Source organism: Arthrobacter sp. 131MFCol6.1 (assembly GCF_000374925.1).
Taxonomy (GTDB): Bacteria; Actinomycetota; Actinomycetes; order Actinomycetales; family Micrococcaceae; genus Arthrobacter.
Genome location: NZ_KB895541.1, coordinates 987,788 through 1,000,005, shown reverse-complemented (window position 1 = coordinate 1,000,005; position 12,218 = coordinate 987,788). Strand labels below are relative to the sequence as shown.

The window sequence follows — 12,218 nt, the reverse complement described above, 5'->3', positions numbered from 1 at the left end:
GGCATGGAGATGATCAACGAACGGCGGCGCACCGTCGCGGCCAACGGGGCCGAGCTTGCCGTGTTTGAGTATGGCAGGGAGCCGGGACCGGACGTGCCGACGCTGCTGCTGGTACACGGCTATCCGGACAACCATCAGGTCTACCTGCCGGCCATCCGTGATCTGGCCCGAAGCCACCACGTGGTCGCCTACGACACCCGGAACGCCGGCGCGTCCGCCGTCACCGGCCTCCCCGGGGACTTCACCCTGAAGACGCTCGTGAATGACATGTTCGCCGTGCTGGCCGCCGTCGGAGCCAGGGACGTCCATCTTGTGGGCCATGACTGGGGATCGATCCAGGGCTGGGCCGCAGTCCAGGACCCTAGGGCCGCGGGGCTGATCGGCCGGTACACGTCCATCTCCGGCCCGGACCTGCGGCACTTCGCCCGGTGGGTGCGAAGCCGGTATGCACGTCCACGGGCGTGGCCGCAGCTGGCCGGTCAATTGGCCCGCAGCTGGTACATCGCCGCGTTCCTTGTGCCGAAGCTGCCGGAGGCCGCCTGGCGCCTGTTCCTCACCAAACGCTACGCGCAGACGGCGAAGCGCGACGTCGGCGATGATCCCATCCGCGGTCTGGCCCTCTACCGCGCCAATTTTTTCTCGGCCGTGAACTGGCCGCCCGGCGGCCGCGTGACGCTGCCTGTCCAGGTGGTGGTGCCGTTGAAGGATTCCTTCCTGTCGCCGGACCTCATGGAGGGATTGGAATCCTGGGTGGATGACCTCACGGTGATCCGGGTGGACAGCGGCCACTGGTGGCCGGCATCCCGGCCGGCGGAGTTCGCGGAGCTGCTGCGGCAGCCGCAGCCCCTGACGACGCCGTAGGCCAGCGTCGTCATGGCGCGGGCAGGCCGGCGGGATCGGGAATCCCGGAGCGGGACGTTCCCTAACGGGATGGACTACCTGACGTGGGGCCCGGGCCCGAAGACGCTCTTGTTCGTCCAGGGCGGACCGGGGAGCTTTGTGCCCCAGGGGGTGCTGCGCCAGGTGTTCCGGCGGGAGTTCGCCGCCTATCAGGAGGCCGGGTACGCCATCTGGATTGTCACCCGCCGGCGGAACATGCCGGAGTCGCACACCAGCGCCGACATGGCGGCCGACTATGCCCGGCTGATCGCCGAGGAGTTCGGCGGCCGGGTTGACCTGGTGGTGGCCGAGTCATTCGGCGGGATGATCGGGCAGTACCTGGCCGCCCGCCATCCGCGGTCCTTCGGGCACATCGCGATGGTGGTCACGGCGGCCGAACTGAGCGCGTGGGGCAAGGACGTGGACGAGCGGATGGCCGCCGCCGTCGCGGCCGGAGACCCGGGCCGCGCCGGCACGGTCCTGGCCGAGTACCTCTTACCGGGCCCGCGGACCCGGTGGCTGCGGGAACTGCTGGGACCTGTTGTCGGCAGGCGCGTGCTGGACCCCGCCGGGTGCCCCGCCGCGGATATCCTGACGGAGGCGCGTGCCGAGCTGGCGTTCGATGCGCGGGCGGTGCTGCCGCTCATTCGCCCGCCCGTCCTGCTGCTCTGCGGCGGGCGGGACGCGTTCTTCCCGAGGACGGTTGCGGAGGAGACCGCGCGGTTGATTCCAGACTGCACCCTGATCGTCTACGAGCGGTGGGGCCATCTCCGGGCGGGATCGAGCAGGCGGGTGCCGCGCGACGTCCTGGCCTTCGTTCGGAGCCGGTAATGGGGGCCGGTAATGGCAGGCCGGGCCGTGGAAAGCTTCCGGGCTGTTACCCGGCGTCGAGGCGCAGGCTCATGAAGACGCTGTTGGGGTCGGCTTCGTAGCCGGCGAAAGGCGGGCAGCCCACGAAGCCGTGCCGTTCGTACAGTCGCCGCGCGGGGGCGAAAAACTCCTGGCTACCCGTCTCCAGGAACAAGCGTTCGTAGCCGCTGTCCCGGGCCTCCGCCAGAACGTGGCGCAGCAGAGCCGAGGCCACACCGCGCCCGCGGGCTGCATTCGCGGTCCGCATCGACTTGATCTCGGCGTCGCCGGAAGCCAGGTGTTTCAGCGCCGCGCAGCCCAGGAGCCGGGAGTCCTGCCGGGCCGTCCAGAAGCTGATGCCGGGGCCTGCCAGCGCGGCGGGATCAAGGGCGTGGACGCTTTCCGGCGGGGAGGTCGCGTACATGTCGGCGAGGTGCTCGCCCAGCAGCTGCAGGACGTCCTGCCGCCCCGGCGTGTCGCGCCCAATCTGGATCGTGCCGCCGCCGGTGCCTGCCATCCGGGTCAGCGGGGCCGGCGGGCGGCGTGTTCCCGCGCCAGCACCGCGTAGGAGTCGTCCGGGGTGCCCGGGGTGAAGCTGCCGTATTTACGTTCGACGGCGGTCCGGATCAGGAAATCCGCCAGGGCCGGGTTCTTGGGCAGCAGCGAGCCGTGCAGGTAGCTCGCCACGATGTTGCGGTAGCGGGCGCCCTCCTGGCCGTCGGTGCTGTTGTTGCCGGTGCCTTTGGCGGTGGTCCCGAGCGGTTCGACGCCCGGTCCCAGTGTGGTCTGGCCGCTGTGGTTCTCATAGCCCAGGATGCTGCCGAATTCGGGGGAGGAGACCGTGACGTTCCCGATCAGGCGCTCATCGGTGCCGTGGGTCTCCACGTCCAGGATGCCGATGCCCGGCAGGACGGACCCGAGCCGGGTCTTGAAGAACTTCCCGAACAGCTGGTACAGCCCGCAGATCACAAGCATTGGGGTGCCGTCGTCGGCCATCTGCTTCAGGGTGGACTCGCGCGAGAGGAGGTCGTCCTGGATGACGAGCTGTCCGCTGTCCTGTCCGCCGCCACCGACAATCAGGTCCACGTCTGCCGGGAACGGGTCACCAACGTTGTATTCGAGCAGTTCCGGTGTGTAGCCGTGCCAGCGCAGCCGCTGCGCGAGGACCAGGGCGTTGCCCCAGTCGCCGTAAATGTTCATGTCCCGCGGGTATAGCTGCAGGACCCGGATGGTTCCCTTGCTGGGGGCCGCGGAATCTTCGGGCGGAAGTTCGTGCCCAAAGGACAGCTCGTGCGGGGTTTCGGGGGACCGGGGGGTCATGAGACCACCTCCACTGTGGTGATTTTGGACAGCTCGCGGCGGATGGCCAGCATGGCCGTGTAGGTGCAGAAAATCCTCTTGGGCTTGCCCTCGCCGCCGCGGATGAACGCTGCCAGCGCCGGCGCAATTTCCGTGTCGACGGCGCCGATCGCGACGTCGTCGTACTGCAGCCGCAGCGCCATGTCATACGCGCGGGAGCCCGTGAGCTGGTCCACGCCGCCGTCGCGGAGCGTGTCGAATTCGACGTCCCACAGCCAGGACATGTCCCGGCCGTCTGCGTAGTTGTCGTTGATCGCGATCATCGTGGCGTACCCCGCGGCCGGGAAGGATTTGAGGCCGAGCCGGAAACCGCTGGGGTTCTTGACCAGGACCAGTTCCAGCGGGAGGCCATCGACCACGAGGCTTTCGCCGCGGCCGAACGCCGGCGCCACCTTGGACAGCGCCGTCAGCAGGCCGGCCTGGTCGGTCCCGGTGCCGCGGGCGCCCGCGACGCCGCGGGCCAGGGTCAGCGCGGCGGCGGCATTGAAGATGTTGTAGACGCCGCGCAGTTTCATCCCCGTGGTGACCGTCGCGCCGTCGTACTCGAAATCGGCGTCGTCGGCGCCCACGCGGCGCAACACGACGTCGGCGGCGGGCCGGGCGGGGGCGGCCGGCACCGGGCTGCCAGGGGCGGCGCGCATGTCGTCGTCGTTGGGGAAGGTGCTCAGCAGGGAATCGTCCAGCCCGAAGTAGAGCACCTCCGGCCCGTCCAGGGTCTGCGCGATCCGGGCGACGCGCGGGTCTTCCCGGTTCAGGACCACGGTCCCGGTGGTCCTGGACGCGATGTGCTGGAGCAGTTCGGCGGTCTTGTCGATCTCGCCGAAACGGTCCAGCTGGTCGCGGAGGACGTTGAGCAGGAGGCTGTACCGCGGCGGGACCTTGTTGACGAAGTGCACGGCATGTGCCTCGTCCAGTTCCAGGACCGCGACGTCGGCATCGAGCCGGCCCCGCCAGTCGACCTCGCCCAGGAGCGCCGCGGCCACGCCGCGGGTGAAGTTGCTGCCGGTGCGGTTGGTGAAGACCTTCAGTCCCTGGCTCTCGAGCAGTTCCACCACCATCTTGGTGGTGGTGGTCTTCCCGTTCGTGCCACTGACAACGGCGACCCCCAGCGGCAGCGTGGACAACGTCCGCCGCATGAAATCGGGGTCGATTTTTTCGACCACAAGCCCGGGGAGGGCCGAGCCTCCGCCCCTGAGCCGGGAGACCCGGCGGACGAACTTGCCGAGCGGAACGCTGAAGTAAAGCATGCTCTGTAATATATCCCAGCAGCGGCATGGAACCCGGACGCCCGGGGCCGTTGCAGGCGCCTTCCATGCGCCTTCTATGCGCTGCGGCGCGGCGCAGCGCATTATGCTGTGGGGATGACCACCCCCTCTTTTTCCCCTGAATCCCGCGCGGGTTCGGGCCTCCGGATTGGTGTCCTGGCACTCCAGGGCGATTTCCGGGAGCATCTGCATGCCGTGGAAGCCGCCGGTGCCGCGGGCGTCGGGATCAGGCGTCCCGCCGAACTCGACGGCCTGGACGGGCTCATCATCCCCGGCGGCGAATCGACCACGATCGACAAGCTCGCCAGGATCTTCGGGCTCCGGGATCCGCTGCGCGAACGCATCCAGGCCGGCCTGCCCGTCTACGGCTCGTGCGCCGGGATGATCCTGCTGGCGGACGAGATCGCGGACCCGGCGAAGGACCTGGCCGGAAACCCGCAGCAGACGTTCGGCGGACTCGACATCACCGTGCGCCGCAACGCCTTCGGCCGGCAGCGCGAGTCCTTCGAGACGGACCTGGACTTCAGGGGGCTCGGGTTCAGCGCCGCCGGCGGGGCAGTGGCCCCGGTCCATGCCGTCTTCATCCGCGGGCCCTGGGTGGAGCGCGTCGGCGACGGCGTCGAAGTCCTCGCCCAGGTGGAACCGTCCAAAGCCGGCCACCCCGAATCCCTGGACGGGACGGCTAGAATTGTTGCAGTGCGTTCCGGCAAGCTGCTGGCCACCTCCTTCCACCCGGAAGTGACGGGGGAAAAGCGCGTGCATGAACTGTTTATTCGAATGATCAGAGGAGAAGCGTAAAGCATGTCAGGCCACTCCAAATGGGCGACGACCAAGCACAAGAAGGCCATCCTTGATAGCCGCCGGGCCAAGTCGTTCGCCAAGCTGATCAAGAACATCGAAGTCGCGGCGCGCATGGGCGGCCCTGACCTCTCCGGCAACCCCAGCCTGGAACTGGCCGTCACCAAGGCCAAGAAGACATCGGTGCCCGCTGACAATATCGACCGCGCCATCAAGCGCGGCGCCGGGCTCACCGGCGAGGTCGTCGACTACACGGAAATCATGTACGAGTGCCGCGGCCCGCAGGGTTCCGCGCTGCTGATCGAGTGCCTCACGGACAACAAGAACCGTGCCGCCTCCGAGGTCCGGCTCGCCATCTCCCGCAACGGCGGCACGATCGCCGATCCCGGCTCCGTCAGCTACCTCTTCTCCCGCAAGGGCGTCGTTTCGCTGCCGAAGAACGGCCTCAGCGAGGACGACGTCCTGATGGCAGTCCTCGACGCCGGGGCAGAGGAAGTCAAGGACAACGGCGACAGCTTCGAGATCCACTCCGAGCCGACCGACCTGCAGGCCATCCGCGATGCCCTCAAGGAAGCCGGCATCGAGTACGACACCGACGAGGCCGAGTTTGTGCCGTCCATGCAGGTGCCGCTGGACCTCGACGCCGCCAAGAAGTTCATGAAGCTCGTGGACGCCCTGGAAGAGCTCGACGACGTCCAGAACGTCTACAGCAACGCCGACCTCAGCGACGAAGTGCAGGCCGCACTGGAAGCTGAGTGACGCGCTCACCTCGCCGAGACGTTGAGGCCCGGTCTTGACGGCCCAATCGTGACGCTGCGCGTGTTGGGGGTTGACCCGGGCCTCACCCGTTGCGGGATCGGCGTCGTCGACGTCGAGCGGAACCGGCGGGCCACCCTGGTGGCCTTCGGCGTCGTGGGAACTTCCCCCGAGGAGAGCCTGGACCAGCGGCTGCTGGTCATCGCCACATCCATCGATGAGTGGCTGGACAAGTACGAGCCGCACGTCCTCGCCGTGGAACGGGTTTTTTCCCAGCTCAACGTCAGCACGGTCATGGGGGTGGCGCAGGCCTCCGGCGTGGTCATTGCGGCCGCCGCGCGCCGTGGCATCCCGGTGGCGCTGCACACCCCGTCGGAGGTCAAGGCCGCCGTGACGGGAAGCGGGACCTCGAACAAGGACGCCGTCACCAAGCTGGTGACCAAGATCCTCCGGCTGGACGCGCCCCCGCGCCCGGCCGACGCCGCCGACGCCCTCGCGTTGGCCATCACCCATGCCTGGCGGGCCGGCAGCGGCGCCGCCGTCTCGACGACGGGGCCGGGCAGCCAGTCCCTCACTCCGGCGCAGCGGGCGTGGGCGGACGCGGAGGCAAAAGCGCGCCGTGCGCGCTGAATGTCCGGCTGTGGCGCCGCGTAGCTTGGTAGGGTATTCGTAGATATGTTCGGATAGCCGGCGTGCCGGGCCGTACTTTCTTTAATCCCCCAGTTACAGACGCCAGTTAGACCAGGAGCCCGGCCTTGATCAGTTTTCTTCGCGGAACCGTTGCGCATGTTGGCCTGTCCTCCGCCGTGATCGACCTCAACGGCGCCGGCATGAGCGTCAACGCCACACCGCAGACCCTCAGTGGCCTCCGGGTGGGTGAGGAGGGAAAGCTGTTCACGTCCCTGATCGTGCGGGAGGACTCGCTGACCCTGTTCGGCTTCGCGAGCGATGACGAGCGCGAGGTGTTTGACGTGCTGCTCAGCGTCAGCGGCGTCGGTCCCCGCCTCGCCCTGGCCGTGCTGGCCGTCCACGAGCCGGAAGCCATCCGGGTGGCCGCACACTCCGGCGACGGCAAGGCCTTCACGAAGGTCCCCGGCATCGGACCGAAGGTGGCCGGCCGGATCGTGCTCGAACTCGCCGGCAAGCTTGTGCCGCACGGCACTGCCGGCGCGCCCGTCGCGGCCGTGTCCGCGGAATCAGTCTGGAAGCCACAGGTGGTGGCCGCGATGACCAGCCTGGGCTGGTCCGAAAAGGATGCCACGGCCAGCATCGACAAGTCCCTGGCCGATTCCCCGGACCTTGCCGCCAACGGCAATGTGGCGGAGATTCTCCGCGCGACGCTGCGCTGGCTGGGCCAGGACGGCGCCCGCGCCGGAAACCGGGTAGGCGCGCGTGGCTGAGCCGTCGATCGTCGCCGGGGGAGAGGAGCCGGAGGAGCGGGTCATCGAAGCCGCCCTGCGGCCCAAGAACCTGCACGACTTCGTGGGCCAGCACCGGGTCCGCAAGCAGCTCTCGCTCGTCCTGGAGGCCTCGCGCATGCGTGGCCGCAGCGCGGACCACGTGCTGCTCTCGGGCCCTCCCGGCCTGGGCAAGACCACCCTGTCCATGATCATCGCGGCCGAAATGAACGTCCCGCTGCGGATCAGCAGCGGCCCGGCCATCCAGCACGCGGGTGACCTCGCGGCCATCCTTTCCTCGCTCTCCGAGGGCGAGGTCCTGTTCCTGGATGAAATCCACCGCATGTCCCGGCCGGCCGAGGAAATGCTGTACATGGCGATGGAGGATTTCCGCGTCGATATCGTCGTCGGCAAGGGCGCCGGCGCCACGGCCATTCCGCTGGAGCTGCCGCCCTTCACCCTCGTCGGCGCCACCACGCGGGCGGGCCTCCTTCCCGGGCCGCTGCGGGACCGCTTCGGTTTCACCGGCCACCTTGAGTTTTACTCCGTCGAGGAGCTGGAACTGGTCCTGCGCCGTTCCGCCGGCCTGCTGGACCTGAAGGTCAATTCCGCCGGATTCAGCGAGATCGCCGGCCGGTCCCGGGGCACGCCGCGCATCGCCAACCGGCTCCTGCGCCGCGTCCGGGACTGGGCGCTCGTGCACGGCATTGAGCAAATCGATGCGCGGGCGGCGTCTGCGGCCCTGGACATGTATGAGGTGGACAAGCGCGGCCTGGACCGGCTGGACCGTGCCGTTCTCGAGGCCCTCATTACCAAGTTCGGCGGCGGGCCGGTCGGCCTGTCCACGCTCGCGATCGCCGTCGGCGAGGAAACGGAGACCGTGGAAACGGTCGCCGAGCCCTATCTGGTGCGGGAGGGACTGCTCGGCCGGACGCCGCGCGGCCGCATTGCCCTGGCGCCGGCATGGACGCACCTGGGCTTCGCCGTTCCGGCCGGCGCCTTCGGCCAGGACCCGCTCGAGCTGTTCCAGGCCGACGAGCTGGACCAGAGCCCTATGGGCGTGCCCGGCGGGGACCTTGGCGAAGAAACCGATCCTCAATGGATCCGAAACAGCCGCTAGCACCGTTCTTTCAGCTTTTCCCTTTAGACTGGTATGACGCTCGGCACGTTCGGGTTTTGTTTCCGTGGGCGGAGAGCAGGTAGCCGCCGGCGGTCTGGGGGACGGTCTCGCTGCCAGTTTGCTGCGCAGACCCCTGCCCGCGCCGCCCGGAGCAAACGGACGTTGCTGAAAAACAGCTATGCAAGTACAGAACGGAACAATCCCTGTGTTCGGACTTATTTCTGCCCAGACCCAGCCGCAGGCCGGCGGCGGCATCGACATCATGACGATTCTCCTGTTCGTCATGCTCGGACTTTTCGTCTTCATGATGTTCCGCCGCAACAAGAAGACCCAGCAGCAGCAGGCACAGCTTCAGTCCAAGTTCGAGCCCGGTGTCGAGGTCATGACGAGCTTCGGGCTGTTCGGCCGGATCGTGAACATCGATGAGGCCGAGAACAAGGTCACGCTGGAGCTCTCCCCGGGGAACACCGCCACCGTGCACCGCCAGGCCGTCACCAAAATTGTGGAGCCGGTTGTCGCTGCCGAGGAGCCGACCGTCGTTCCCGACGATGCGTCCTCGCTGACCACCGAGAAGCTGGGTGCTGAGGGCACGGACGCCAGCGCCCCGGTCCACGACGCGCCGCGCACCGAAACGCCCGAGGAAACCCTGCGCCGCCTCAACGACGAAGGCAAAAAAGACAGCTAGTCTGCCTTCCTGAGCTATCCCGCGAAGCAACGGTTGCGGGCATCCGCCGGCGGGGGCCCAGAGCCCGCGCCGGCGGATCCGCCGTAAATAATAGAAAGATCGACAATGGCACGAACTGGCCCCAAATACTCAGCCATCAGGATGCTGGTCTGGCTTGGCGTAATCATCGCCGCCATGACGGCTGTCCTGGCGGGCGGCACGATGGCCGGCCAGGCGGGCTGGGCTCCAAAGCTCGCACTGGACCTTGAAGGTGGCACCCAGATGATCCTGGCGCCCAAGGTTGAGGGCGGTTCGGGTATCACCGAAGACCAGCTCAACCAGGCCGTGGCGATCATTCGCCAGCGCGTGGACGGCTCAGGTGTCGCGGAAGCGGAAATCAGCACGCAGTCCGGCCGCAACGTCGTCGTCAGCCTCCCGGGAACCCCTGCCAAGGAAACCCGTGCGCTGATCCAGGCTTCCGCCGACATGAACTTCCGCCCGGTCATCCAGACCGGTCCCGGCGCAGCGGTCCCCGCCGCGTCCAGGACCCCGGACGCCCAGCTGCCGAAGCCGACTGCCGCACCCGCCAACAGCAGCGACGAGAACTGGATTACCCCCGAGGTCTACAAGCAGTTCGAGGCGCTCGACTGCGACAACCCCTCCCAGGACAAGCAGCAGCGCTCGGACCCGACCAAGCCGCTGGTGACCTGCGAGCCGGCGTCGGCCAATTCGCCGGCCATCAAGTACATCCTCGGTCCGGTGGAGGTGAAGGGCTCGAACATCAAGTCCTCCTCCTTCCAGCTGCAGCGCGGCGCCCAGGGTGCCGTGACCAATGAATGGGCCGTCAACATCCAGTTCGATGACGCGGGCACCACCAAGTTCAAGGAAATCACCGAGCGCCTGTACCAGTTCTACGCCGCCGGCGGCGGCCAGACCGGCTCGGATCCGAAGTCCCAGTTCGCTATCGTCCTGGACGACCAGGTCATCTCCGCCCCGCGCTCCCTCGCCGTCATCACCGACGGCCGGCCGCAGATCACCGGCGGGTTCACCGAGGAGTCGGCCAAGGCCCTCTCCGACCAGCTCCGTTTCGGTGCCCTGCCAATCAGCTTCGAAATCCAGAGCGAACAGCAGATCTCGGCGACCCTGGGCGGGGAGCAGCTCCGCATGGGTATGCTTGCCGGCCTGATCGGCCTGCTGCTCGTGGTGATCTACTCGCTGTTCCAGTACCGGGCCCTTGGCTTCGTGACCGTGGCCTCCCTCGTGATCGCCGGCGTGCTGACGTTCCTGGCCATCGCCATCCTGGGCTGGACCGAAAACTACCGGCTTTCCCTCGCCGGCGTCGCCGGCCTGATCGTGGCCATCGGCCAGACGGCCGACTCGTTCATCGTCTACTTCGAGCGCATCCGCGATGAGCTCCGCGAAGGACGCGGCCTAGTCTCGGCCGTCGAAAACGGCTGGAAGCGGGCCAAGCGCACCATCCTCGCGTCCAAGGCCGTGAACCTCCTCGCCGCCGTCGTGCTGTTCTTCGTGGCAGTGGGCAACGTCCGCGGCTTCGCGTTCACCCTCGGCCTCACCGCAATCGCCGACCTCATCGTCGTCTTCATGTTCACCCACCCCACCCTGCAGCTGCTGGCCCGCACCAAGTTCTTCGGCGAAGGCCACCGGTTCTCGGGCCTGGACCCGAAGCGCCTCGGCGCCGTTCCGCTGTACCGCGGTGCCGGCCGGATGCGTACCCCGGAGGACAAGCCCGTGGCAGTAGTACGGGCGAAGAACACCGGTGCCGCCGCCGAGGCAGAGCGCCGGATGACCATTGCAGAACGCCGTCTCGCCGAAAAGCAGGATCAGGCACAACAGGCACAGCTCGCCGGTACCTCCAAGAGCGCGTCCAAGGAGGGCAAGTAAATGGTCAACTTCTCAACATTCGGCAATGAGCTGTACACGGGCAAGCGCTCGTACGACTTCGTCGGTTACAGGAAGATCTGGTTCCTGATCGCCGGAATCGCCGTCGCGCTCTCAATCCTGATCCCGGTCGCCAAGGGTGGATTCAACCTCGGCATCGAGTTCCGCGGCGGCTCCGAGTTCACGGTCTCCAACGTCAAGACCACCGAGGCCTCCCTCGGCGAGAAGGCCGTCACGGACGTCGTGGCGGGGTCCGTGCCGCGCGTGGCGAATGTCGCCGGCACCACCATGCGGATCCAGACGGACAAGCTCTCCGACGACGAGACGCTGCAGATCAAGGAAGGCCTCACCAAGGCCTACGGCGTGACGGATAACGAAGTCACGTCAACCTTCGTCGGCCCCACCTGGGGTGCGGACGTCACGAAGCAGGCGCTGATGGGTCTGGCAATCTTTGTGGGCCTGGCCGCCGTGCTGATGGCGCTCTACTTCCGGACCTGGAAGATGTCGCTCTCGGCACTTGTCGGCATGGCCGTCACGATGTTCATGACCGCCGGTGTTTACGGCCTCAGCGACTTCGAAGTGACCCCGTCCGCCATCATCGGCTTCCTCACGGTGCTCAGCTACTCGCTGTACGACACCGTGGTGGTGTTCGACAAGATCCGGGAGAACACCTCGGACATGCAGGCCTCCACCCGGCGGACCTTCGCCGAAGAGGTCAACCTCGCCATCAACCAGACCCTGGTCCGGTCCATCAACACCATGGTGGTGGCCATCCTGCCGGTCGGTGCGATCCTCTTCATCGGGGCCGGGCTGCTCGGTGCCGGAACCCTGCGGGACCTGTCCCTGGCGCTGTTCGTGGGCATCCTGGTCGGCACTGCCGCCACGATCTTCATCGCGGCTCCGCTGTACGCCGCGCTGCGGCAGGGCGAACCCGACCTGGTCAAGCAGGCCAAGCGCGTGGAGCAGAGGCGCGCCGAAGCGGCAGCCAAGACCGCGTCGCCGGCATCGCCCGCCACGGCCTGAACCGTCCCAAGCGGCCACAAACGGGCCGGAGACCGTCCCTTTCGACGGCCTCCGGCCCGTCGCCGTATCCCCGTCGGTTATCGAAGTATCCTGCTGCGGGAATACACTTGAATAATTAACCGGTCGCGAGAGGTGCTCCATTGGAAGAACGTTCGACGCCGGTGCCGGAGGCACCAGCGGACAAGGGCCAAGGCCAGGGGTCACAGACT

13 protein-coding genes are annotated in these 12,218 nt (G+C 67.6%); 10 read left to right on the top strand and 3 right to left on the bottom strand.

Annotated elements, in window-relative coordinates; all coding sequences use genetic code 11:
• Positions 1-3: 3 nt before the first annotated feature.
• Together C566_RS0104700 and C566_RS21995 are read left to right on the top strand one after the other, a co-directional pair.
• Positions 4-861: an alpha/beta fold hydrolase gene (locus C566_RS0104700; protein WP_231386247.1), complete on the top strand. Its 858-nt coding sequence runs from the start codon at positions 4-6 to the stop codon at positions 859-861.
• 69 nt (positions 862-930) lie between these two features.
• Positions 931-1,710, top strand: a complete 780-nt coding sequence (locus tag C566_RS21995; RefSeq protein ID WP_018773184.1) for an alpha/beta fold hydrolase — start codon at positions 931-933, stop codon at positions 1,708-1,710.
• Between the two features lie 46 nt (positions 1,711-1,756).
• Here the strand turns inward: C566_RS21995 and C566_RS0104690 are convergent, their stop codons facing one another.
• The 3 genes from C566_RS0104690 to C566_RS0104680 are packed head-to-tail and all read right to left on the bottom strand — an operon-like array spanning position 1,757 to position 4,334.
• Positions 1,757-2,245, bottom strand: a complete 489-nt coding sequence (locus C566_RS0104690) for a GNAT family N-acetyltransferase (RefSeq protein WP_018773183.1) — start codon at positions 2,243-2,245, stop codon at positions 1,757-1,759.
• 5 nt (positions 2,246-2,250) lie between these two features.
• Positions 2,251-3,048, bottom strand: coding sequence for a type 1 glutamine amidotransferase (locus tag C566_RS0104685; RefSeq protein WP_018773182.1), 798 nt, complete (start codon positions 3,046-3,048; stop codon positions 2,251-2,253).
• Positions 3,045-4,334 carry a Mur ligase family protein gene (locus C566_RS0104680; protein ID WP_018773181.1) on the bottom strand — a complete coding sequence of 430 codons (1,290 nt, stop codon included), beginning with the start codon at positions 4,332-4,334 and terminating at the stop codon, positions 3,045-3,047. Before C566_RS0104680 ends, C566_RS0104685 begins: the two co-directional genes overlap by 4 nt.
• A gap of 114 nt (positions 4,335-4,448) precedes the next feature.
• On the opposite strand from C566_RS0104680, the gene pdxT reads away from it, so the two are divergent.
• The 8 genes from pdxT (at position 4,449) to secF (ending at position 12,009) form a co-directional block, all read left to right on the top strand.
• Positions 4,449-5,150 (top strand): pyridoxal 5'-phosphate synthase glutaminase subunit PdxT, encoded by a 702-nt coding sequence (gene pdxT, locus C566_RS0104675; protein WP_018773180.1) that lies wholly within the window; start codon positions 4,449-4,451, stop codon positions 5,148-5,150.
• 3 nt (positions 5,151-5,153) lie between these two features.
• Positions 5,154-5,909: a YebC/PmpR family DNA-binding transcriptional regulator gene (locus tag C566_RS0104670; protein ID WP_018773179.1), complete on the top strand. Its 756-nt coding sequence runs from the start codon at positions 5,154-5,156 to the stop codon at positions 5,907-5,909.
• A gap of 48 nt (positions 5,910-5,957) precedes the next feature.
• Entirely contained in the window at positions 5,958-6,536 is a 579-nt protein-coding gene (gene ruvC, locus C566_RS0104665; protein WP_018773178.1) for a crossover junction endodeoxyribonuclease RuvC, read from the top strand.
• A 125-nt stretch (positions 6,537-6,661) separates the two neighbouring features.
• Positions 6,662-7,306 (top strand): Holliday junction branch migration protein RuvA, encoded by a 645-nt coding sequence (gene ruvA, locus C566_RS0104660; RefSeq protein WP_018773177.1) that lies wholly within the window; start codon positions 6,662-6,664, stop codon positions 7,304-7,306.
• The gene (gene ruvB, locus C566_RS0104655; protein WP_018773176.1) at positions 7,299-8,423 is read left to right on the top strand and encodes a Holliday junction branch migration DNA helicase RuvB; all 1,125 of its coding nucleotides are present in this window, start codon (positions 7,299-7,301) and stop codon (positions 8,421-8,423) included. The genes ruvA and ruvB overlap by 8 nt, the downstream gene beginning before the upstream one ends.
• A gap of 262 nt (positions 8,424-8,685) precedes the next feature.
• The gene (gene yajC, locus C566_RS0104650; RefSeq protein WP_026266388.1) at positions 8,686-9,108 is read left to right on the top strand and encodes a preprotein translocase subunit YajC; all 423 of its coding nucleotides are present in this window, start codon (positions 8,686-8,688) and stop codon (positions 9,106-9,108) included.
• Positions 9,109-9,213: 105 nt separating this feature from the next.
• Positions 9,214-10,989, top strand: a complete 1,776-nt coding sequence (secD, locus tag C566_RS0104645; RefSeq protein WP_026266387.1) for a protein translocase subunit SecD — start codon at positions 9,214-9,216, stop codon at positions 10,987-10,989.
• The gene (gene secF, locus C566_RS0104640; protein WP_018773173.1) at positions 10,990-12,009 is read left to right on the top strand and encodes a protein translocase subunit SecF; all 1,020 of its coding nucleotides are present in this window, start codon (positions 10,990-10,992) and stop codon (positions 12,007-12,009) included.
• Positions 12,010-12,218 lie beyond the last annotated feature (209 nt).